The organism is Pseudomonas sp. GW823-FHT02C05 (assembly GCF_058797595.1).
The window spans coordinates 711778-734123 of record NZ_JBXAJU010000003.1; the positions used below are offsets into that span (position 1 = coordinate 711778).

General features: G+C 62.7%; 23 protein-coding genes. 9 read left to right on the top strand and 14 right to left on the bottom strand.

Annotated features, from left to right (window positions below):
• The first annotated feature begins 510 nt into the window (after positions 1–510).
• Together AC1RGE_RS19680 and AC1RGE_RS19685 are read left to right on the top strand one after the other, a co-directional pair.
• A complete protein-coding gene (locus tag AC1RGE_RS19680) occupies positions 511–1233 on the top strand; it encodes a response regulator (protein WP_011062738.1) in 723 nt (240 codons plus the stop codon).
• Entirely contained in the window at positions 1230–2840 is a 1611-nt protein-coding gene (locus AC1RGE_RS19685; RefSeq protein WP_011062737.1) for an ATP-binding protein, read from the top strand. The genes AC1RGE_RS19680 and AC1RGE_RS19685 overlap by 4 nt, the downstream gene beginning before the upstream one ends.
• A 13-nt stretch (positions 2841–2853) precedes the next feature.
• Here AC1RGE_RS19685 and AC1RGE_RS19690 read toward each other — a convergent pair whose 3' ends face one another.
• Positions 2854–3579 carry a 4'-phosphopantetheinyl transferase family protein gene (locus AC1RGE_RS19690; RefSeq protein WP_492584866.1) on the bottom strand — a complete coding sequence of 242 codons (726 nt, stop codon included), beginning with the start codon at positions 3577–3579 and terminating at the stop codon, positions 2854–2856.
• Between the two features lie 93 nt (positions 3580–3672).
• Positions 3673–4464, bottom strand: a complete 792-nt coding sequence (locus tag AC1RGE_RS19695) for a dienelactone hydrolase family protein (protein WP_053159795.1) — start codon at positions 4462–4464, stop codon at positions 3673–3675.
• A gap of 145 nt (positions 4465–4609) precedes the next feature.
• Between AC1RGE_RS19695 and AC1RGE_RS19700 the strand changes: the two genes are divergently transcribed.
• The 3 genes from AC1RGE_RS19700 (at position 4610) to AC1RGE_RS19710 (ending at position 7352) form a co-directional block, all read left to right on the top strand.
• Complete coding sequence (locus AC1RGE_RS19700) at positions 4610–5212, top strand: outer membrane beta-barrel protein (RefSeq protein ID WP_015636661.1); 603 nt, start codon at positions 4610–4612, stop codon at positions 5210–5212.
• Between the two features lie 119 nt (positions 5213–5331).
• Positions 5332–6009 (top strand): response regulator, encoded by a 678-nt coding sequence (locus tag AC1RGE_RS19705; RefSeq protein ID WP_011062733.1) that lies wholly within the window; start codon positions 5332–5334, stop codon positions 6007–6009.
• On the top strand, positions 6006–7352 hold the full coding sequence (locus AC1RGE_RS19710; protein ID WP_401020420.1) for an ATP-binding protein: 1347 nt from the start codon (positions 6006–6008) through the stop codon (positions 7350–7352). Before AC1RGE_RS19705 ends, AC1RGE_RS19710 begins: the two co-directional genes overlap by 4 nt.
• A 4-nt stretch (positions 7353–7356) precedes the next feature.
• On the opposite strand, the gene AC1RGE_RS19715 is transcribed toward AC1RGE_RS19710, so the two are convergent.
• Positions 7357–8355: an AraC family transcriptional regulator gene (locus AC1RGE_RS19715; RefSeq protein WP_019094597.1), complete on the bottom strand. Its 999-nt coding sequence runs from the start codon at positions 8353–8355 to the stop codon at positions 7357–7359.
• Between the two features lie 333 nt (positions 8356–8688).
• Here AC1RGE_RS19715 and AC1RGE_RS19720 point away from each other — a divergent pair, with 333 nt between their 5' ends.
• Together AC1RGE_RS19720 and AC1RGE_RS19725 are read left to right on the top strand one after the other, a co-directional pair.
• Complete coding sequence (locus AC1RGE_RS19720) at positions 8689–10020, top strand: dicarboxylate/amino acid:cation symporter (protein ID WP_011062730.1); 1332 nt, start codon at positions 8689–8691, stop codon at positions 10018–10020.
• A gap of 147 nt (positions 10021–10167) precedes the next feature.
• Positions 10168–11349, top strand: a complete 1182-nt coding sequence (locus AC1RGE_RS19725) for a CaiB/BaiF CoA transferase family protein (RefSeq protein ID WP_019094596.1) — start codon at positions 10168–10170, stop codon at positions 11347–11349.
• Between the two features lie 33 nt (positions 11350–11382).
• Here the strand turns inward: AC1RGE_RS19725 and AC1RGE_RS19730 are convergent, their stop codons facing one another.
• Positions 11383–11877 (bottom strand): SprT family zinc-dependent metalloprotease, encoded by a 495-nt coding sequence (locus AC1RGE_RS19730; protein WP_011062728.1) that lies wholly within the window; start codon positions 11875–11877, stop codon positions 11383–11385.
• Between the two features lie 151 nt (positions 11878–12028).
• Complete coding sequence (locus tag AC1RGE_RS19735) at positions 12029–12631, bottom strand: Yip1 family protein (RefSeq protein WP_011062727.1); 603 nt, start codon at positions 12629–12631, stop codon at positions 12029–12031.
• A 291-nt stretch (positions 12632–12922) separates the two neighbouring features.
• Here AC1RGE_RS19735 and ttcA point away from each other — a divergent pair, with 291 nt between their 5' ends.
• Positions 12923–13747 carry a tRNA 2-thiocytidine(32) synthetase TtcA gene (gene ttcA, locus AC1RGE_RS19740; protein WP_492584868.1) on the top strand — a complete coding sequence of 275 codons (825 nt, stop codon included), beginning with the start codon at positions 12923–12925 and terminating at the stop codon, positions 13745–13747.
• Positions 13748–13791: 44 nt separating this feature from the next.
• On the opposite strand, the gene AC1RGE_RS19745 is transcribed toward ttcA, so the two are convergent.
• From AC1RGE_RS19745 to arsC, 7 genes are all read right to left on the bottom strand, one after another.
• Entirely contained in the window at positions 13792–15327 is a 1536-nt protein-coding gene (locus AC1RGE_RS19745; RefSeq protein ID WP_492584870.1) for an ArnT family glycosyltransferase, read from the bottom strand.
• Positions 15328–15440: 113 nt separating this feature from the next.
• Positions 15441–17192, bottom strand: a complete 1752-nt coding sequence (arnT, locus tag AC1RGE_RS19750) for a lipid IV(A) 4-amino-4-deoxy-L-arabinosyltransferase (RefSeq protein WP_492584872.1) — start codon at positions 17190–17192, stop codon at positions 15441–15443.
• Between the two features lie 242 nt (positions 17193–17434).
• Positions 17435–18100, bottom strand: a complete 666-nt coding sequence (gene pmrG / locus AC1RGE_RS19755; RefSeq protein WP_053159789.1) for a lipopolysaccharide core heptose(II)-phosphate phosphatase PmrG — start codon at positions 18098–18100, stop codon at positions 17435–17437.
• Positions 18101–18552: 452 nt separating this feature from the next.
• A complete protein-coding gene (locus AC1RGE_RS19760; RefSeq protein WP_011062722.1) occupies positions 18553–19224 on the bottom strand; it encodes a DNA-3-methyladenine glycosylase I in 672 nt (223 codons plus the stop codon).
• 103 nt (positions 19225–19327) lie between these two features.
• On the bottom strand, positions 19328–19750 hold the full coding sequence (locus AC1RGE_RS19765; RefSeq protein ID WP_011062721.1) for a DUF2069 domain-containing protein: 423 nt from the start codon (positions 19748–19750) through the stop codon (positions 19328–19330).
• Complete coding sequence (gene wrbA / locus AC1RGE_RS19770) at positions 19743–20348, bottom strand: NAD(P)H:quinone oxidoreductase (RefSeq protein WP_011062720.1); 606 nt, start codon at positions 20346–20348, stop codon at positions 19743–19745. Before wrbA ends, AC1RGE_RS19765 begins: the two co-directional genes overlap by 8 nt.
• Entirely contained in the window at positions 20345–20698 is a 354-nt protein-coding gene (gene arsC / locus AC1RGE_RS19775; protein WP_011062719.1) for an arsenate reductase (glutaredoxin), read from the bottom strand. Before arsC ends, wrbA begins: the two co-directional genes overlap by 4 nt.
• A 139-nt stretch (positions 20699–20837) precedes the next feature.
• Between arsC and AC1RGE_RS19780 the strand changes: the two genes are divergently transcribed.
• Positions 20838–21302, top strand: coding sequence for a TlpA disulfide reductase family protein (locus AC1RGE_RS19780; RefSeq protein ID WP_011062718.1), 465 nt, complete (start codon positions 20838–20840; stop codon positions 21300–21302).
• 143 nt (positions 21303–21445) lie between these two features.
• Here AC1RGE_RS19780 and AC1RGE_RS19785 read toward each other — a convergent pair whose 3' ends face one another.
• Both AC1RGE_RS19785 and AC1RGE_RS19790 read right to left on the bottom strand, forming a co-directional pair.
• A complete protein-coding gene (locus tag AC1RGE_RS19785) occupies positions 21446–21850 on the bottom strand; it encodes an META domain-containing protein (RefSeq protein WP_401020405.1) in 405 nt (134 codons plus the stop codon).
• Positions 21847–22284 carry a hypothetical protein gene (locus tag AC1RGE_RS19790; protein WP_011062716.1) on the bottom strand — a complete coding sequence of 146 codons (438 nt, stop codon included), beginning with the start codon at positions 22282–22284 and terminating at the stop codon, positions 21847–21849. Before AC1RGE_RS19790 ends, AC1RGE_RS19785 begins: the two co-directional genes overlap by 4 nt.
• Positions 22285–22346: the final 62 nt, after the last annotated feature.

The window sequence follows — 22346 nt, forward strand, 5'->3', positions numbered from 1 at the left end:
GAAACAGCGATTGGTTCCACCAAACGGGGCAAGAAAAGGGCTTGAGTTTCTTGGCTGAATTGTGTTTGGTTTTTTGCGCAAAACCCTAGATATAGGGATTTTTAGCCGCCGGGCTACAAGATAATGCGTTTGGGGGACTGATTGCAACGTACTGCCTGTGGATAAGGTTGTGCGTAAATTGTGTATGGACTGGGTAAAACTCACGCAGCCCGCAGTCCCAGTGGATGGAACCGTTTGTCACTGTTTTTTACCGTCGAAAATTGCCTTGGGCGGATTTTTGCGGGCGCGAACCCTATCACAAAAAAACGCCCTGACCGAGTCGTTTTAGCCGCTTGTGTCGGCGCCTGTGCCGGTTGCTACAATCGGCAGCGATCGGCTGGGGTTTCCCGGCCTTTCCCATGGCAAACCAGCCACCTTTCCCAGAGCGTGTTATCCGCCTTTTTCATGACAGAAAGACGGGGGGCTTTACTGCTCAAGGTGGACTGGCAATAGAACAAGAAGAGGTCGTGCGTGGAACAGGAAGCCTGGCAGGTACTGATTGTCGAGGATGACCAGCGTCTGGCTGAGTTGACCCGTGAATATCTCGAAAGCAATGGCCTGCAGGTGGCGATCGAGGGCAACGGTGCCCGGGCCGCGGCCAGGATCATTGCCGAGCAGCCGGATCTGGTGATCCTCGACCTGATGCTGCCCGGTGAAGACGGCCTGAGCATCTGCCGCAAGGTTCGGGATCGTTATGACGGAGTGATCCTCATGCTCACCGCCCGTACCGATGACATGGACCAGATCATGGGCCTGGACCTGGGTGCCGACGACTATGTCTGCAAGCCGGTGCGCCCGCGGTTGCTGCTGGCGCGCATCCAGGCCCTGCTGCGCCGTAGCGAAGCGCCGGAGCCGGCGGTGGAGAAAACCCGCCGCCTGCAGTTCGGCCCGCTGGTGGTGGACAATGCCCTGCGCGAGGCCTGGCTGAGCGATGCCGGGATCGAATTGACCAGTGCCGAGTTCGACCTGCTGTGGCTGCTGGTGGCCAATGCCGGGCGGATCCTGTCCCGGGAAGAAATCTTCACCGCCCTGCGCGGCATCGGCTATGACGGCCAGGACCGCTCCATCGATGTACGGATCTCGCGCATCCGCCCGAAGATCGGTGACGACCCGGAGCACCCGCGGCTGATCAAGACCATTCGCAGCAAGGGTTACCTGTTCGTCCCCGAAGCCGCCGCCGACATGCGCTCGTGAACTCGATCTTCCTGCGGATCTACGGCGGTATGTGCGCCGCGCTGATCCTCGTGGCGTTGCTTGGGGTCCTGGCCCTGCATCTGTTGAACCAGGTGCGCAGCGAGCAGTACCGCGAGCGGCTGGCCCACGGCACTTTTTCGCTGATGGCGGACAACCTGCAGCCGATGAGCGAGATCGAGCGTCGCCGGGCGCTGGCGGTGTGGGAGCGCTTGCTGGGCATTCCCCTGAGTCTCAAGACCTTCAGCCAGACCGACCTGGACAGTAGCCAGCGCGGTCGGGTGCTGCGCGGCCAGGCGCTGGTGGAGCAGACCGGCCCCTTCGCCGCCCGGGTCTATCGCCTGGTCAGCGAGAAGGAACAGCTGCTGCTCAGTGCCGAGGTCCAGCAGATCAGCGAGCAGTTGGCCCGGGCCACTATCTACCTGCTGGCGGATGAGCTGGTGCGTTATCCGGTGGCAGAGCAACCCCAGCGCCTGGCTGCACTCAAGGAAGCCAAGGGGTTCGGCTTCGATATGCAGTTGTCGACTCTGGACGCCGCCGACATGGACGAGGATCAGCGGCGCCGGGTGGCGGAGGGCGACACGGTGATGGCCCTGGGCAAGGGTGGCGATTCGATCCGGGTCTTCGCCGGCCTGGTGGGCACGCCCTGGGTGCTGGAGATCGGCCCGCTGTATCAGATGAATCCCTATCCGCCGCAATGGCTGGTGCTGATTGCCGTGCTGGGCCTGAGCCTGATCGGCCTGATCGTCTATCTATTGGTGCGCCAGCTGGAGCGGCGCCTCAGCGGCCTGGAGTCGGCGGCCACGCGCATCGCCAAGGGCAGCCTGGAGACCCGCGTGCCGGCCCGTGGCGCGGACTCGGTGGGGCGCCTGGCGGCGGCCTTCAATGGCATGGCCGAGCACTTGCAGCGCCTGCTGGCGATTCAGCGCGAGCTGGTACGTGCGGTGTCCCATGAGTTGCGCACACCCGTGGCGCGGCTGCGTTTCGGCCTGGAGATGATTGCTTCGGCGAGCACCGATCAGGCCCGGCAGAAGTACCTGGACGGCATGGACAACGACATTCAGGACCTCGACCGGCTGGTGGACGAAATGCTGACCTACGCCCGTCTGGAGCAGGGCTCGCCGGCCCTGAATTTCCAGCGTATCGACCTGGATGCGCTGATCAACCAGGTGATCAGCGAACTGGCGCCGTTGCGGGCCAATCTCAAGGTCCGGCGTGGCCTGTGCCTGTCTGCCGCCGAGTGTGACGGTGCGTGGGTCGAGGCCGAGCCGCGCTACCTGCACCGGGCCTTGCAGAACCTGGTGGGCAACGCCATGCGTCATGCCGAGTCCCAGGTGACGGTCAGCTATCAGGTAGGGCAGTTGCGCTGCCGGGTGGATGTGGAAGATGACGGTCCCGGCGTACCGGAACATGCCTGGGAAAAGATCTTCACCCCATTCCTGCGCCTGGATGACAGTCGCACCCGGGCTTCCGGCGGGCATGGGCTGGGGCTGTCGATTGTGCGGCGGATCATCCATTGGCACGAGGGCCGCGCCCTGATCAGCAAGAGCAAGAACCTGGGCGGTGCCTGCTTCAGCCTGAGCTGGCCACGGCATCAGGAACCCCGCTGAGGGCGGCCCCGGTTCAGGCCTTGATGGCCACCAGGCTCAGCAGATGATCGTCTTGCACGGCGAACTGCCCTTGCAGTTCGCGGCCGTGCTGCCATTCCTCGGACAGATCGGTCAGCAGGCGCATCCGCACCGGCCCTTCGGCAGACCATTCCAGGACTTCGGCGTGTTCGAAATAGAAGCGTTTGTGCACCAGCGGGTACAGGGCCTTGAACAGGCTTTCCTTGATCGAGAAGGTCAGGGTTACCGCCAGTGCATGCAGCTCGGCCGGCAACTGGTCGCGGCGCTGCAGTTCGGCCGGGGTCAGGATCTGCTCAGCCAGTTTGGCCGCACGTTCTGCACTGAGCAGGTGCTCCAGGTCCATTCCTAGGCCACGCCAGTGTTGCTTGTCGGCGACGATGGCCGCGGCGCGTCCGCTGCTGTGGGTGATCGAACCGCAGATGTGTTCGGGCCAGATCGGCGCTCGGTCATCGCCAATGGGCGGTATCCAGTCCAGTCGTTGCAGTTGCTGCAAGGCGGCTCGGGCACACAGGCGTCCAGCGAGAAATTCGGCCTGACGCTTGGCCACCGAACGCTGGATGCTCGGCGGTGCCTCAATGCCGCTGCGCTGAAAATCATCCGCGGCAAGTTGCCCGGGATCGAACCGGGTACTTAGCCAGAGGGCTTGGGGCAGGACGTTCGGCAGCGGCCAGGCAGCGTCCAGAGGGGTGCAGCAAGCGGGGAGGGGGGGGAGAGCATTCATGGCCGCTAGTGTGCCGGGTTGCTGCGTTTGAGGGTAGTCGGGTGAAGCGCAAAGGGCTGCCGCAGCGCACTGACGGCAACCCAGGTACGGCGGCTAGCCAAACAGTTTTTTGAAGAATGCCTGCATGTCGGCCCAGGAACGCTCATCGGCGGCCTTGTTGTAGCCGATGTCCGGCCCGCCGTGTTCACCATGGCTCAGGCGGTCGGCATCGGGGTTGCTGAAGCCATGCTTGGCTCCCTCCAGGCTGACGAAGCGGTAGTCGGCGCCGGCCTTGTCCATTTCCGCCTTGAAGGTGGTGACGTTGTCCGCCGTCACCATGCTGTCCTGGGCCCCATGTTCCACCAGAATCTTGGCCTTGACGCTGCCGGGGGTAGCCGGTGTGGCGGTGGCCAGGGCACCGTGGAAACTCACCACGCCGGCCAGGGGCAGGCCCTGGCGCGCGGCGTCCAGGACAATCTTGCCGCCAAAGCAGTAGCCGATGGCGGCGAGTTTCTGCGGATCGGTCTGCGGTTGCTGTCTCAACAGCTCAAGGCCGGCGTTGAAACGTGCACTGGCAGCGGCACTGTCCTTCAGCGCGGCCTGCATGAAGGCCATGGCGTCCGCCGGGTGTTCGGTGTGCTTGCCCTGGCCGTACATGTCGATGGCCAGGGCACTGTAGCCAAGGGCGGCAAGGTCCCGGGCCCGGCGCTTGGCGTAGTCGTTGAGGCCCCACCATTCATGCACCACCACGATGCCCGGGCGCGGGCCCTGTAGGGCGTCGTCGTAGGCGTAGTAGCCGATCAACTGAGTGCCGTCGGTGCTGCGATAGGGAATTTCCTGAGTCTTGATGGCGGCCTGGCTGAGGCTGCCGAGGGTTAACAGGACCAATGCGACGAGCATGCGCATGAGGGGAACTCCGGTTGAAAAGGTGTCAGCACAGCCTAGTCGATCTGGTTCAGGCGAGGTTAAGGGTGTGTTCAGGGGGAGTTCAGGGCGGGCTGTTTACTCTAGCCCCGTACCCAAAAAGCCAATAGCGCAAAGGAAACTTCCTATGACTTCATTGAAAAAACTGTTCCTGGCCTTTACCGTCTTCGGCGCCAGCGCCGCCGCTCAAGCCGCTGACAGCAACTTCGTTGGGTTGTCCTTCGGCCAGACCAGCGACAAGATCAACAAGTCCAGCCAGCTCAACAGCAACCTGGGCCATCCGAACGCCGATGGCGTGATCGGCAAGGACAACACCTGGGGCATACGCGCCGGTCAACAGAATGACCAGGGTCGTTACTACGCTACCTACGATTATGTGTCTGGCTCCCACAACGGCATTAAACTGCGCCAGCAGAACCTGCTGGGCAGCTACGATATGTTCCTGCCGGTGACCAGCAGCACCAAACTCTTTGGCGGCGGCACGGCTGGCCTGACCAAGCTGACTCAGGAGTCTCCGGGCTTCAGCCGTGACAGCGACATTGGTTACGCGGTGGGCGTACAGGCAGGCGTCCTGCAACAGGTTTCACAGAACACCTCGGTGGAGCTCGGCTACCGTTACCTGCGCAGCAATGCCGGGACCGAGATGAGCGAGCGCGGTGGCAGCAAGCAGGGTTCGCTGAGCCTTACCAGCAGCGCCCAGACCTACCTGTCGGCCAACTACGCTTTCTGATAAGCGGCCTGGCCTGGACCGCGCCGGATCGTGCCTTGGGCACGGTCCGGCGTTGGCGCATTAATCATCAGGGCGCAGGGGCGCCCCTGGAGATGTCGAATTTTGCCTGGGAGAGCGTTATGAAGTTGCTGGTCGTCGAAGATGAGGCGCTGTTGCGTCATCATTTGCAAACCCGCCTCACCGACAGCGGTCATGTCGTCGAGTCCGTGGCCAACGCCGAGGAGGCGCTGTATCAGACCGAGCAGTTCAACCACGATCTGGCGGTGATCGACCTGGGCCTGCCCGGCATGGGCGGGCTGGACCTGATCCGCCAGTTGCGCAACCGTGGCAAGACGTTCCCGATCCTCATCCTCACGGCCCGTGGCAACTGGCAGGACAAGGTCGAGGGCCTGGCGGCCGGTGCGGACGACTATGTGGTCAAGCCATTCCAGTTCGAAGAGCTGGATGCGCGCCTGAATGCGTTGCTGCGGCGCTCCAGTGGCTTCACCCAGTCCACCATCATTGCCGGCCCGCTGCTGCTGGACCTGAATCGCAAGCAGGCCTCCCTGGATGAGCAGCCCCTGGCCCTGACGGCCTATGAGTACCGGATTCTCGAATACCTGATGCGTCACCATCAGCAAGTGGTGGCCAAGGACCGGCTCATGGAGCAGTTGTACCCGGACGACGACGAGCGCGATCCGAATGTCATCGAAGTGCTGGTGGGCCGCTTGCGGCGCAAGCTTGAGGGGCCGTCGGGCTTCAAGCCGATCGATACGGTGCGTGGCCTGGGCTACCTGTTCAACGAGCGTTGCCGATGATTCGATCGCTGCGCCTGCGCCTGATGCTGGCCGCCACGACCCTGGCGGTGCTGTTCATGCTGGCCCTGCTGCCAGCCATGCAGGGGGCGTTCAGCCTGGCGTTGCAGGACTCTATCGAGCAGCGCCTGGCTTCTGATGTCACCACCCTGATCAGTGCGGCGCGGATCGAGAACAACCGCCTGCAGATGCCGGCGCAATTGCCCGACGAGCGCTTCAACCTCGCCGACAGCCGCCTGCTGGGCTACATCTACGATCGCGAAGGGCACCTGGTCTGGCGCTCGCGGGCGACCCAGGAAGAGAACATCAACTACCGGCCGCGGTACGACGGGCGTGGCAATGAGTTCGCCAGGATCCGCGAAGCCAACGGCCAGGAGTTCTTTGTCTACGACGTCGAGATCAAGCTGCTGGGGGGCAAGAGCGCGGCCTTCAGTATCGTCGCGCTGCAGCCGGTGCGTGAGTACCAGCAAACCCTGGAAGGCGTTCGGGAAAACCTCTACCTGGGGTTCGGCGCGGCCTTGCTGGTGCTCCTGGCACTGCTCTGGCTCGGCCTGACCTGGGGTTTGCAAGCCTTGCGACGCTTGAGCCAGGAGCTGGACCAGATCGAAAGCGGCACCCGCCAGAGCCTTAGTGAGGAGCACCCGCGCGAGCTGTTGCGCCTGACGGGCTCGTTGAACCGCCTGCTGCAAAGCGAGCGTGAGCAGCGCAGCCGCTATCGTGACTCCCTGGATGACCTGGCCCACAGCCTGAAAACCCCGTTGACGGTGTTGCAGGGCGTGAGCGAGGACATGGCGCAACGGCCCCAGGATCGTGAGCAGGCCTGGGTGCTGCAGGCGCAGATCGAGCGCATGAGCCAGCAGATCAGTTACCAGTTGCAGCGCGCCAGCCTGCGCAAGAGCGGCCTGGTGCGCCACCAGGTGCGGCTGCGGCCGGTGCTGCAAAGCCTCTGCGACACCCTGGACAAGGTCTATCGCGACAAGCAGGTACGGGTGTCCTTCGACTTGCCGGAACGCTGCTACCTGCCGATCGAGCACGGCGCTTTGCTGGAGTTGCTCGGCAACCTGTTGGAGAACGCTTATCGCCTGTGCCTGAGCTCAGTGCGCATCAGCGTGCGCGAGACCCTGGAAGGCTCCGAGTTGTGTGTGGAAGACGACGGCCCCGGCGTGCCACCCGATCAGCGGGCGCGGATTCTGCGGCGCGGTGAGCGCCTGGATCGCCAGCACCCGGGGCAGGGCATCGGCCTGGCGGTGGTCAAGGACATCATCGAGAGCTACGGCGCGCAACTGACCCTGGGGGATTCGGCCCTGGGGGGGGCGGCCTTCCGGATTCACTTTCCGGCCCTGTAGGGGGCTACTGTTCCCGGGCGCGGTAGGCGCCCGGGGTCAGGCCGGTCCATTTCTTGAACGCCCGGTGAAAGGCCGAGGGCTCGGAAAAACCCAGTTGTTCGGCGATCTGTTGCAATGACAGGTCGGCCCGGCCGAGGTGGTAGATGGCAATGTCGCGGCGCAGCTCATCCTTCAGCTCCTGAAAGCTCGAACCCTCTTCGCGTAGATGCCGGCGCAGGGTCTGCGGGCTGACGTGCAGGTGCTGGGCGACGCTTTCCAGGTCGGGCCAGTGCTCGCGGTCGCGACTGAGCAGGCGGCGCAGCTGGCTGCTGAGGCTGTCGCCTTCATCCGGGCGCGACAACAGGTCGGCGGGAGAGCGTTCGAGAAAGTGCTTGAGGGTGCGTTCGTCCTGCAGCAGGGGCATGCCCAGGTAGCGACTGTGGAACAGCAGGCTGCTGCGCTCCCGGGTGAACTGCAGCGGGCAAGGGAAAAGCAGGTCGTATTCCGCGCCGTGATCGGGTTTGGGGTAGCTGAAGCAGGCCTGCTCCAGGCGGATGCGCTGGCCGATCAACCAACTGCCGAGGCGATGCCAGATCACCAGCAGGCTCTCGCTGAGAAAGTGCTCGGGATCCCATAGCTCGGAATCATCCAGGCTCAGCCGGGCCATTTCTCCTTCACGCGTCAGACTCAGACGCGGGGCTTCCGGAAACAGGCTATAAAATAATAAGCCGCGATTGAGTGCTTTTTCCAAGGTACGGCAGTGGATCAGCGCGTGGCACATCATGGCGAAGGTCCCGCGCTTGCTGGGGCCATGGCCGAACCCGAGGTACTCGTCATCCAGCTCCAGCCACAGTTGCTGCAATAGACGGGTGAATTGCTCGGGGGCGATACGGGCCTTGGGTTGGTTCAGCAGTTCGGGGCTGATGCCCAACTGATGCAGCAGGGGCGCGTAGTCATAGCCGTGCCGGCGTGCTCCGCCCAAGGCGGCACGGGCAAAGTGGCTGGCGATGGTGCGTTCGCGCATGCAGGCAGGTCCGTCCATTGAGTGGCGGATCTTAGCCAGCCCTCAGGAAGGGAACAAGGCGGATATCCGCCAAATTGTAGGACGAGAGAGGGTGAGTGGGCGGAAATCCGCCAGCTTCAGCCTGCGCAACGGATGCAAGGATCAGCCCGCACCCCTGATGTCTAAAGGCCTGCAAGGCTTTTTCACAAGGTGGCACGGGCTTTGCGATAGAGCCGGAAGATCTGCCAGCACGCAGCTCGACACAACAAATCCCTCCAGCGCAGGAGGGTTCGCACTTTAGGCACCGCATGCATCGACGGAAAGTGCATGCCGGGGCTCTTGAGGAAACTTGCAATGACGACTCGTCAGCCACTGTACAAATCCCTGTATTTCCAGGTGATCGTTGCCATCGCCATCGGCATCCTGCTCGGCCACTTCTACCCTCAGACCGGCGTGGCTCTCAAGCCCCTGGGTGACGGCTTCATCAAACTGATCAAGATGGTCATCGCTCCGATCATTTTCTGTACCGTGGTGAGTGGTATCGCCGGCATGCAGAACATGAAGTCGGTGGGCAAGACCGGCGGCTATGCGCTGCTGTACTTCGAAATCGTCTCCACCATCGCCCTGCTGATCGGCCTGATCGTGGTCAACGTGGTGCAGCCGGGGGCCGGCATGCACATCGACGCTTCGACCCTGGACGCCTCGAAAGTTGCAGCCTACGTGACTGCCGGTAATGACCAGAGCATCGTCGGCTTCATCCTCAACATCATCCCGGCCACCATCGTCGGCGCCTTCGCCAATGGCGATATCCTGCAGGTGCTGATGTTCTCCGTGGTGTTCGGTTTCGCCCTGCATCGCCTGGGCGCCTACGGCAAGCCGGTGCTGGATTTCATCGACCGTTTCGCCCATGTGATGTTCAACATCATCAACATGATCATGAAGCTCGCGCCCCTGGGTGCGCTGGGCGCCATGGCGTTCACCATTGGTGCCTACGGTGTGGGTTCCCTGGTGCAACTGGGCCAACTGATGATCTGCTTCTACATCACCTGCGTGGTGTTCGTGCTGGTGGTCCTGGGGGCAATCTGCCGCGCCCACGGCTTCAGCGTGATCAAGCTGATCCGCTACATCCGTGAAGAACTGCTGATCGTGCTGGGGACTTCCTCCTCGGAATCGGCCCTGCCGCGCATGCTGATCAAGATGGAACGCCTGGGCGCCAAGAAGTCGGTGGTCGGCCTGGTGATCCCTACCGGTTATTCGTTCAACCTCGACGGTACTTCGATCTACCTGACCATGGCTGCGGTGTTCATCGCCCAGGCCACTGATACCCACATGGACATCACTCACCAGATCACCCTGCTGCTGGTGCTGCTGCTGTCTTCCAAAGGCGCTGCCGGTGTGACGGGCAGTGGCTTCATCGTCCTGGCCGCGACCCTGTCGGCCGTGGGTCACCTGCCGGTGGCCGGCCTGGCGCTGATCCTGGGTATCGACCGCTTCATGTCCGAAGCTCGCGCCCTGACCAACCTGGTGGGCAACGCCGTGGCTACCGTAGTGGTTGCCAAGTGGGTCAAGGAGCTGGACGAAGACAAGCTGCAATCCGAGCTGGCTTCCGGTGGCCGGCCGATTACCGACACCCGTGAAACCGATGACCTGGGTGTGGCCGAAGGCCCGGCACCGAGCATCAAGTAAGCCTTGAGCTATATAAGGAACCCGCTTCGGCGGGTTTTTTATTGCCTGGCGATTGAGCGCAACGGTCAGCCCGGCTGACTGTTGCGGTGATTGTTGCGGGCGTCGCGGCTGCCTACTCTGTGGGCTGCCGATCAAGAGGAGAGGGCTATGCAAGGGCCGTTGGCGTCACTCAAGGTACTGGATTTCTCCACCCTGCTGCCGGGGCCCTTCGCCTCGTTGCTGCTGGCGGACATGGGCGCCGAGGTCCTGCGCATCGAGTCGCCGACCCGCATGGATCTGTTGCGGGTGTTGCCGCCTCACGATGCCGGGGTTTCCGCCAGCCATGCCTATCTCAACCGCAACAAACGCAGCCTGGCCCTGGACCTCAAGCGTCCCGAAGCGCTGGAGGTGGTGCGGCAACTGGTGCAGGACTACGACATTGTTCTCGAACAGTTCCGCCCGGGCGTGATGGAGCGCCTGGGGCTGGGTTACCAGGCCTTGAAGGCGATCAACCCGCGACTGATCTACGTCTCTATTACCGGCTATGGCCAGACCGGCCCCTACCGGGACCGCGCCGGGCATGACATCAACTACCTGGCCCTGGCCGGGCTGGCCAGCCAGACCGGCCGCCGCGATCAGGGACCATTACCCCTGGGCATCCAGGCCGCGGATATCGCGGGGGGCTCGCTGCATGGGGTGATCGGCCTGTTGGCAGCGGTGATCGCGCGCCAGCACAGCGGCCAGGGACAGTACCTGGACGTGAGCATGACCGACTGCGTGTTCAGCCTGAACGCCATGGCCGGTGCCGGCTACCTGGCCTGTGGGGTCGAGCCCGGAATGGAGCAGCAGGTGCTCAATGGTGGCAGCTTTTATGATTACTACCGCAGCCGGGACGGGCGCTGGCTGTCGGTGGGCAGTCTGGAGCCGGTGTTCATGCAGCAGTTGTGTCAGGCCCTGGGCCGCCCGGAACTGGCGGCCCAGGGCCTGTCTCCCTTGCCCGAACAGCAACAGGCACTGAAGCAGGCCTTGCAGGTCGAATTCGAGAAACACGATTTCGCCGAGTTGTGCCAGCTGTTCGCTGGCTTCGATGCCTGCGTCGAGCCGGTGCTGAGCCTGGGCGAGGCCCTGGAACATCCGCAGTTGCAGGCCAGGCAACTGGTCAGCCAGGTGCCCCGTGAAGACGGCAGCCGGCAGGCGCAGATGGCCTGCCCGTTGAAGTTTTCCGAGGGGCTGCCAGAGCCGCGGCATATTGGCGCCAGGTTGGGGGCGCATTCCGATCAGGTGCTGGAGGAACTGGGCTACAGCGCCGAGCGCATCGAGGCACTGCGGCGCGAGCGGGTCATCGCGTAGCTGCGGGTTTGCCGAGGCAGTGCTTTAAAACTGTCACTCGACCCTGGTTTCCCCGCTGTAGACCAGGGTTTGCCGACAACGCCGGCACAGATAGCGACGCCCCTGGGCCACCAGTTTGTGGCGTTGGGCGGAGAACGGGAAATCGCTCTCGGCGCAGGGGCAGCGGTAGATATAGCGGGTCACGCTGCGACGCTTGACGTCGTAGGTATGACAACGATTGGGCGGCAGTTCGTACACCCCGCGCATGATCAGTTGCCACTCTTCACCGTGGGGCTGGATACGTTCGCCAAACAGTTGGTGGGCGATCAGGTGTGCCACTTCGTGGGCCACGGTCTGCTTGAGGAAGTCCTCGGTGTTTTCCCGGTACAGCTGCGGGTTGAAGCGCAGCAGGTTCTCGTGCAAATGGGCGACACCGGCTTTCTGGCCACGCAACTTGAGGCTGACCACCGGGCGTTTGAAAGGACGTTTGAAAAAGGATTCAGCGAGTTGGAAACAATCTTCGACGCGGGTATTGAGTTGCTCGGGCATGCTTAACGGCTCTCCAGAGGGAGTGAGTATGCCGCAAACAGGGGGGGTTCCGAATCGCCCAGGCGCCGAATGGTCATCCATCCCGCGCCCATAAGAAGGCCGCCTTGCGGCGGCCTGTGCTGGCAGACAGAGGATTATTATTGGTGCGGCGTCAGTTGGTGTACACGGGGCCGACGCCCAGGCCCCAGACAATCACGGTGAAGGCCATGATCGCGACCAGTACCACCAGGCCGACTGCCAGCACTGAGCTGGAAAACAGGAACCCCTCGTCCGACGGGATATTCATGAAGGTCGGCAGCCCGACATACAGCAGGTAGACCGTGTAGCAGATGGCGGCAGTGCCGACGATCATGCCCAGCCACATGTGCGGGTACAGCGCCGCCAGGCCACCGACGAACAGCGGTGTGGCGGTGTAGGTGGCAAAGGCCACGCAACGTGCCAGGCTCGGGCTGGCGTCATAGGTCCGGGCCATCCAGTGGATGAACGCGCCCATCACCGCCACGCCGCCAAGCATGGCCAGGTACGACATGATGGTCATCCACAGGGCGCTTTCCATGGTCAACATCACCGGCGCGCGATTGCCGATGACCCAGCCGACCTGGGTGGTGCCGATAAAAGCCGAAATGGCGGGGATTGCCGCGAGGATCAGCGTATGGGTGAGGTACATGTGGCTGATGCTTTCCTCGGCATCGCCACGGATGTCTCGCCATTCCTGATCGGGGTGGGTGAAGAGTCCTACGACATGATGAATCATGGTCAGTCACTCCTTTATTGTTGCCATCGCCCCCCAACGGAGCGCTTACAGCCAAGTGGCACAGTCAGTATAGGTCTATATGTGCATGCGACCTTATGTCGCAGTATAGGGAGGAGTTTTCCGCAGATGTACGCACCTTTAGAGCAAATTGCGCTGTAAACCCCCGGGCTAATCGCTGCTGCATCTGTCATTGCGGCCCCGGCACCGCTGCTCTGCGGCGCTTTCACGGGGCTGGGGTTTTTGCGTAAAATGTCCGGCTTTTCGTCACATACCTCGCGGATTTCAAGAGCCATGGGCACTCTTACGGTCAACCAGAACAAACTGCAGAAACGTCTTCGCCGCCAGGCGGGCGAAGCGGTCGCCGATTTCAACATGATCGAAGAGGGCGACAAGGTCATGGTCTGCCTGTCCGGCGGCAAGGACAGCTACACCATGCTCGACGTGCTGCTGCACCTGCAGAAGGTGGCGCCGATCAAGTTCGAGATCGTCGCGGTGAACATGGACCAGAAACAGCCAGGCTTTCCCGAGCACGTGCTGCCGGCCTACCTCAATGAACTGGGGATCGAGTACCACATTGTCGAGAAGGACACCTATTCGGTGGTCAAGGAGCTGATCCCGGAAGGCAAGACCACCTGCTCGCTGTGCTCGCGCCTGCGTCGCGGCACCCTGTACACCTTCGCCGACGAAATAGGCGCCACCAAGATGGCCTTGGGTCACCACCGCGACGATATCGTCGAGACCTTCTTCCTCAACATGTTCTACAACGGTTCGCTCAAGGCCATGCCGCCCAAGCTGCTGGCCGATGACGGGCGCAACGTGGTAATCCGCCCGCTGGCCTACTGCAGCGAGAAGGACATCCAGGCCTATTCCGACCTCAAGCAGTTCCCGATCATCCCGTGCAACCTCTGCGGTTCCCAGGAGAACCTGCAACGCCAGGTGGTCAAGGAGATGCTTCAGGAATGGGAGCGCAAGACTCCAGGGCGTACCGAAAGCATCTTCCGCGGCCTGCAGAACGTGATCCCCTCGCAACTGGCGGACCGCAATCTGTTCGACTTCACCAGCCTGCGCATCGACGACAGCGCCACGCCGCGTTTCGTCAATGTGGTGAACCTCTGATCCGATCCTGGTGAATCCGTGCTGCGCTTGCGCAGCCCGGTCATTCAGCTCCCAGGCATGCGGGGAATGAAGGCCACGCTGCCTTGCGCCGGTTTCTTGGCCAGGCGCTCACCGTTGGTCGGGGTGGTGCGGACCAGTTGATGATCCTCGACCAGATACCCCAGTATCAGCGGCTCATCGTGCTTCTGCTGGACGAAGATCAGGGTGCGCTGCGGGTCCCAGTGCTGGCCACTGGTCTTGTCCAGCCAGGCCATGAAGTCCGCGCTGCTGCCGTTACGCGGGAAATCTGCGGTTTCTGCCACGTAGTAGAAGGGTGCGCCCTGGTTCTGCAGGTACATCGGCAGTTTGTTATCGATTTCCACCATGACCATCCGCCATTGATTCCAGGGAGCGATCCGGCTCGCGGCAGCCCGGGTATCGGCGCTGAACTGCATCACCCCCCCGCCGCTGTTGCTCCAGGGGTAGGCAACCCCCAGCACCAGCAGCATGACCAGGGCCGCACAGGAGAAGCCGAGGGGCCAGCCACGGGAAACGGGTTTGCCGGCGGCCTGGCGTAGCTGCAGCCGACGGTTGAGCCACCAGGCACCGAGCAACTGAGCGAAGGGCACCAGGGGCAGAACGTAATAGCTGCGCCGGCTGCCACTGGCGGTGAAGAACAGGAACAGCAGCCCCAGGGCCCACACCAGCCAGCGTTCATTGGGTTGCAACTGGCGCCAGTGCCGGGCCGCCAGCCATAGGCCGAGGATCCAGCAGGGCGCCCAGGGCAAGGTATAGGCCGGCAGGTAGATCAGGTAGGTGTAGATCGGCCCGACATGGTCGAAGGGGTTGAAGAAACGCACCACATTCTCGCGAAACACCAGGCTCAGGCCGCTTTCCCCGTAGCTGGGAGCGCCGTACAGGTGCGAGAGAACGAAGGGCACCATGTAGAACAGCGCGGCGATGCTCAAGGCCAGCACCAGGCGCAGGTTCAGGTGGCGTTTCCAGCGCCCCTGGCTCAGCAGGTGTGGCAACAGGATCAGCCCCGGCAGGACGAAGCCGATCAGCCCCTTGAGCAGCGAGGTCGCCGCCAATATCAGGAAGAACACCGTATAGCGGCCCAGGCGGGTATCTTCCGGGCCGCGCCAGTACCACCACACTGCAGCCAATACGCCACAGACGGTCAGGATGTCGGCCGTGGCCACCCGCGCCCAGAAGGCGAAATAGAAGGTGGTGGCCAGCATCCAGCCGGCGATCAGCCCAGTGCCTTTGTGGAACAGCCGTTCGCCGATCAGGTAAACCAGCCAGATGCTCAGCCATGCGGCGATCACCGAGGACAGGCGCAGCGACCAGTGCCCCAGGCCCCCCATCAGCCAGGCGCTGGCGGTAATCAGCCAGTAGGAGGGCAGGGGCTTGTCGTAGTAGGGAGCGCCCTTGAGGTAAGGGTCGAAATAGTCGCCACTCTGCAACATCTGCAAGGCGATGTTGGCCCAGCGGGTCTCCGGCCCCCAGAGTTCACGGGAGCCCAGGCCCAGCAGCAGGATCAAGGCAGACACGCCGAGCAGCAGGGCCAGGGCCCCGCGTTCGCTGCGAAACAGATTCATAGATGGATTTCCAGAGCGGCGGTGGGAAAAGTCGCAGCCATCCAGGGCATCGAAGCGTGAAGAAAAGCCAGCGCCAACCGTGGTCGGCGCTGTCGTTACAAGGGTACCCAGGGTCAGGGTTGGATTTGTGGCAGGATCAGGACCAGCATATTGCCTTCCTCATAGCGCTTGCCTCCGGGCGGCAGCAGCGCCACTTCCTCGCTTTCCACCACGTCCTTGACCCGCATCACCACACCCACCGAACCCTGTTTGCGGGCCTCGCTGACCCACTGCCCGACCTCGGCCATGCTTACCTTGCGCTGCGCCGAATCAGCATAAGCCAGGCCATATTTCAATTCGCCCTCGGTGTTGTACAGCGTCACCTCCGGGCGTTGCAGGCGCCAGGCCAGGGCCGAGGCGGCGCCCAGGTCATTGCTCAGCAGCGTCTTGGTCTGCCTGAGCTCCTCGATATGTTCCTTGATGAACTGGTCCGGCATCTGGTTATGCACGATGAACCCCGGCATGCCCGCCGGCAGCAGGGCCACCAGCAACCAGATGCCCAGGGCCGGGGCCGCCCAGTACTGCAGCGGCCGGGCGGCCGGCAGCAGGTTGGCGATGATCCAGCCCATCAGCATGATGAACACCAAGGACAGGCCGAGCATCTCGTTGTGGCCGTAGACCGGCCGGGTGAGCTGGATGTACAGCAGGGCCACCATGGCCGCCACGCCGATCAGCAGGTTGAGCAGGCTGTTGATGCGGATGCTCCGGCCCTGGCTGGCGTTGATACGGTCGATCAGGGCGCTGCCCATGAGCACGGCCAGCGGCAGCAGGCACGGCATGATGTAGGTTGGCAGCTTGCCGCGGCTCAGGCTGAAGAACGCCAGGGGCAGCAGGAACCACAGCAGCAGGAATCCGGTCGGAGCCTGGCGCTTGTCTTTCCAGGCTTGCATGAATGTGCCCGGCAACAGGGCTGCCCAGGGCAGGCTGGAGGCCAGCAGCAGCGGCAGGTAGAACCACCAGGGGCGGGTATGTTGGGCGTTGTCGGCGGCGAAGCGGCGAATGTGCTCGTGCCAGAAGAAGAAGCGCCAGAAGTCGGGCTCGTGGGCGTGAATGCTCAGTACCCAGGGCAGGCTGATGCCGATCGCTACCAGCACGGCCACCAGCCCGTAGCGCAGCAGTTCGCCCAGACGGCGTTGCCAGATCATGTAGGGCAGGGCGATGAGTACCGGCAACAGCCAGGCCAGGAAACCCTTGGTCATGAAGCCCATGCCACAGGCGACGCCCAGCCCGGCCCATGCCAGCAGGCGTTCGCGGGTGGTTCGGCCGTCCAGGGCGAACCACAGGGCTACCAGACTCAGGTTGACCCACAAGGTGAACTGCGGATCAAGGTTGGAGTATCCGGCTTGGCCGGCAATCAGGCCGAAGCTCATATAAAGCAGGGCGGCGGCGAAGCTCTTGCGCGGGTCGTTCCACATCCGGCGGGTGATCAGGTAGGCCAGCAGTACGCTCAGGCCGGTGCTCAGGGCCGAGGCAATGCGCACGCCGAACAGGTTGTCGCCAAAGACCGCCTGGCCGATGGCGATCAACCAATAGCCGGCGATGGGCTTCTCGAAGTAGCGGATGCCCATGAAGTGTGGCGCCACCCAGTCGCCACTGAGCAGCATTTCCTGGCTGATCTGGGCGTAGCGGGTCTCGTCGGGAATCCACAGGCCGTGGCTGGTCAGAGGTAGCAGGTAGAACAGGCCGAAGGCCACGAGCAACAGAGGAAGTGCCCAGCGCTGGAGAGTGCTGGTTGTACTTGCGCCGAGGCTAAAGCCGGATGGCGGGGCGCTTGTTCCATAAGCGGGGGGCGGCGAAGTGCGGTGCATTTGTATCCTCGAAGTCATTGGCCGATAGCGATTTCGTTATTTGCTGGGGGTTGCTGACAAAGCGTCAATTTTGTGGAACTGCTGGCTTTCCCAAGTTCGCGAAGTTTCAGCGGGTAGCATTCATTTGTTTGAGAATTTTTTTATAAATGCGGCTGTCCGTTTCTTATTAGTACAGAAACTTGTTAAGTCAATAATTAGCCGGCAAGTGTGTCGCTTCCCCTAATAAAGTCTGTTGGCATGTTGTTAAAAATAGTTACAAGTTACTCAAGGGGTTGATCAAGTACGTGCTGCCAGCTGCCTGCATCCAGGGTTCCCAGTACTTGCATGTGGCCTTGCGGGTCCAGGGTGATAAACAGCGAGCTGGTGTATTCGCTGGCCAGGGCGTGCGGGTAGCCCAGCTGGCGTTCCAGGCTGCTGATGCAGTCGCTGTGGGTTATCAGGATCAGATTGCGCTTGAGTGACTTGTGCGCCTTGATCGTCTGCTGGAAATGCTCGTCACAGGTGGCCAGCCAGTCCTGGGTCTGCGCCGCACCGTTGAACATGAATTCCGTCGTTTGCCGGGTGCGGGTTGCGGGGCTGCTGATGACATCAGTGGCGGCCATGCCCAGGGTGCGAAAGGCTCGTCCCAGGTCGCTGGCGCTGTGGCTTCCGAGCTGGGTAATGCCATCGGCGGGCCCCAGGCAGGGGTTGGCGGAGCGGTCACAACGCTCGGCATGGCGGACCAGGACTATCACTTCGCCCCCTTGCCAGTGACGGTAGATGTTGGCCTGCTGCATCTGGTTGCCGACCCCCAGGTCGCGAGGCGTGATGGGCCACAGGACAAAGCCGCTGACCAGGATTGCCAGGGCCGCCGCACAGACGCCACCGACGATTCGCCAGGTTCGGGGGGGCTTGTTGCCAGTGCCGGATTCAGCGGTGTTGAGCACGTGGTGTACCTGAGTAGGTTTTTGCCGAGTGTTGGTTGTTCGGGTTGGAACTGGTGCGCTGAAGACGAACGACATGCAGCCACTGGAGCCCGCACTGCAACTGGGGCCAATTTAGGTCGGACCAGGTGGGCGAAGAGTGAAAGCAATGTGAAAAAAACGAATGGGCGACGGCAGTTCTTTTAAAGCCGGACAGCCTTTGTTCAGGTTGTTGGCCCGAACGCTGCTTTGTTATCCGGTTATGCACGTCAGATGGCTTCGGGAGGTTATTCCCGGAGTTTCGTTTTTATCGTTGAGGCAAGTGCGAGGCGAACTTTATCCGATAAAAAACAGCGGATGAAAAATCCTCGCGTTTAGTTCAGCTTATTGTCAGCTTGGGCTGGAGGGCGGGCATGAGAAGGGAGGTTTTCCTGCCCGTTGTTTCGGGCAGGAAGTGATGCCGGGGAGCGGGCGGCTCAGTGATTGACGGTGTAGGCCAGCATTGCCGACAGCTGGCACAGTGGCCGGCCGCTTTCCTGCTGCCATTGGTTGAATACTTCCTGCACCAGGGCCTGGTCGCGTTTGCTGCTGGGTACCTTGTCGATGATGTTCTGGGCATTGAGGGCCGCGACCACGTCCCAGGTGGGGATAAAGGTGTCCTTGCCCACCATGCGCAGGAAGCGCGGGGCAGACAGCCCGCCCATCTGGTTGCCATGTTTGGCCAGGTACTGCCAGAGCCCGGTGATGTCCTGCACCGGCCAGTCGGCGATGAAGGCGCCAAAGCTGCCGTGCTGCTTTTGCACATCAAGGATCATCTGCGCGTTGCGCGGCACGCTCTTGAGCTTGCCCAAGTGGCGGATGATCCGCGTGTCCTGCATCAGCCGCTCCAGGTGCTCGGCGCCCATCAGCACCACCTTGTCCGGATCGAAGCCGAAAAACACCTGCTCGAACGCCGGCCATTTGGCGTCCACCAGGCTGTGTTTGAGGCCGGCGCGGAAAACCCGCAGGGCCAGGGTCGAGAGGTAGCGGTCGGCGCTCAATGCGCGCAGGTAGTCGTCGCTGGCCGGGGTGGGCAACTGGGCTTCCAGGGCCGCAGCGGAACCGAAGCGGTTGAGACAGTATTCATTCAGCCATTTGTAATCGTGCATGCCTGCTCCGGGACGGTCGGGAGGGTCGGAAAGTCTGTTGACCAAGGTTGGGGCCTTTGGCGGCATTACAAGTTCCCCGGGAGCCGGGGAACCTGGGGCGGATTCAGGCCGGGCTGGTGCCTTCGCCCGCGAGCCGGCGATTAAGTTGGAAGCGCCAGCGCACGTAGAGCAGCGCCGAAGTGAACACGGCCAGGCTGGCAAACATCTCCAGCAGGCCGAACATTTGGCGGTTCGGATCGTAGGCCGCCAGGGCGCCCTTGATGAAGTACAGGTTGACCACGAAGCACATCCACGAATGGCCACGGGCACTGCCGCTGAGCATACCGGGGGCCATCAGCAGCAGCGGCACCAGCTCGATCAGCAGGATGACCCAGGGGCGGGCACCGTGCAGATCGGCCACCAGCAGGTAATACCCGCAAAGCAGCCCCACCAGGCCGAAGAAGCAGACCAGGCTGAGGATTCGCATCAGGCGGACCCGGGGCTCCAGCCATTCCACCGGGGGCAGGATCTTCGGCTTCTTAGCCACGGCCGTTCTCCAGTCGCAGGGCGGTTTTCGCCAGACGCAGGCCCAGGGCCCGGCACAGCGCAATCTCGTGTTCGTCCAGTGGGCTCTTGCCATCTGCTCCGGCATGGTGGCTGGCGCCATACGGCGTGCCGCCACCGCGGGTTTCCAGCAGGGCCGACTCGCTGTAGGGCAGGCCGGTGATCAGCATGCCGTGATGCAGCAATGGCAGCATCATCGATAGCAGGGTGGCTTCCTGGCCGCCATGCAGGCTGGCGGTCGAGGTGAACACGCCGGCAGGCTTGCCCACCAGGGCACCGGTCAGCCAGAGGTTGCTGGTACCGTCGAGAAAATACTTCAGCGGCGCTGCCATGTTGCCGAAGCGGGTCGGGCTGCCCAGGGCCAGGCCTGAGCAGTGCTTCAGATCGTCGAGGCTGGCGTACAGGGCGCCGCTGTCGGGGATGTCCGGGGTGACCGCCTCGCATTCCGCGGAGATCGCCGGGACAGTGCGCAGACGAGCCTCCAGGCCGGCCTGCTCGACGCCGCGGGCGATCTGCCGGGCCATCTCGTTGGTCGAACCGTTGCGGCTGTAGTACAGGACCAGGACATAGGGCGCGCTCAAGGCAGGATCTCCAGCACGTTTTCCGGCGGCCGGCCAATGATGGCCTTGTCGCCGGCTTCGAGAATCGGCCGCTCCATGAGTTTCGGGTGCTGGGCAATGGCGGCGACCAGTTGCTCTTCGCTGAGGCTCGGGTCGGCCAGGTTGAGGGTCTTGTACTCGTCCTCGCCGGTGCGCAATAGCTGGCGCGCGTTGAGGCCGAGCTTGGCCAGAAGGCTGCGCAACTGGGCGGCATCCAGTGGGGTTTCCAGGTAGCGGACCACGGTCGGGGCCAGGCCGCGTTGTTCCAGAAGTTCCAGAGCACCGCGGGATTTCGAGCAGCGCGGGTTGTGATAAAGCGTCAGATCGGTCATGTGCGGGTCGCATCTTGCGTAAGGTGGCGGCTATTCTACCCGCGCGATGGGCACTCCTGAACCTTGGGAGTCGTTAGGTCGCAGCGACCCTGGGTCGACGGCTATTTTTCAAGACATCTTTCAAGACAGGAAACAGCGCATGGCAAGGCAATTGGCGGCGGTATTGGCGATCATCACAACCCTGCTGCTGGGCGGTTGTGGCAATGACTACGGGGTCGACCAGTATGGCCAGAAAGTCGCCGCCGAGCGTATCGACAAGCAGTGGCTGGTGCTCAACTACTGGGCCGAGTGGTGCGGGCCTTGCCGTACCGAGATCCCGGAACTCAATGCCCTGAACGAGCAGCTCAAGGGGCAGTCGGCATCGGTGATGGGGGTCAACTTCGACAATGTGCAGGGTGAAGAGCTAAAGAGCGCCAGCGAGAAGCTGGGGATCAAGTTCACCGTGCTGGCACGGAACCCCGCGGAGCTCTTCGATCTGCCACGCAGCGAGGCGCTGCCGGTGACCTACATCATTGACGACAAGGGCAAGGTACGTGAGCAGATGATGGGCGAGCAGACTGCAGCCGGCGTGCTGGCGAAACTGCAGGCCTTGCGCGGGCATTGAGGGCGCGAGGATCTGGAGCCGCTGCCGCGCAGTGCGAGCGCCCTCAAGTGACGCAGGGGGCCTGAAACTCGCCAGAGATTCATCCAGGAACATCCTGGAGTCCCGTTCGCAGCCTCGCGGGCTCGGCAGCGGCTAGCGCACTATCAGCCTTCTTCCAGCCACCAGCGCAACGGCTTGCCCTCGGCAGGCCAGAACCGCACCTGTTCGATCGGCGAGATGTCCCAGCGCTCAACGGTTTCCAGCGCCTGAAGGAAGCGCCGCTCCTGCTCCATCAACGCCGGTGCACAGAGTTTGCGGGTGCTGCCGACCTTGCCGAAGCTGAGTTTTTCGCCGTCCAGGGTGTAGGGCGCGAACCAGTGGTTGCAGCCGCCATTGCCATAGGCCCGACCGTCCTCGCCGAGGGTGATGGTCAGGTGGCTGTAATCGATCAGCGGACGCTCGCCAATCCATTCCAGGACGTAACTGCGGTCCTGCTGCAACTTCAGCGGCTCGGCGGCGCAGCCCAGCAGGCCGGTCCCCAGCGCCGCAGCCAGCATCAGGCGTTTCATTGGCCGGCCTGCTGGCATTTCGGGCAGCGGTGATGCTCACCCTCGCTACGCCAGCCGAGCTCGGCAATGCGCGCGCTGGCGGCAGGCTTCTGGGCCTTGCTGCCCAGCTTGGCATCCACTGCGAACTCGAAGTCCAGGGTGGCGTCGCAGCTGTCGCAATTGACCTGCCACTGGTGGATCGCCAGTTCGCCGAATACCGGGCCACGCGCCACGGCGACCCACTGGCCGACGGGGTTGATCAAGTGGCGCACGGTGTCCACGGTCAGGCGCATGGAGAGGTCCTTGCTGCCCTTGAGGGTGACCAGAAGCACGTCGTCGGTACGGATCGAGCCACCGTTGCCGGTGACTTGATAGCGGCCGGGCACCAGGGCACGGCATTCGATCAGGGTGTGTTGCGGGTTCATCAGGTTGTAGCGGAAATCGTGTTCGACCATGGGTCCTCCAAATCTGCCGCGTATGCTAGCACGGGCCCCTGCGGCGCAGGTTGCGGGCAGGT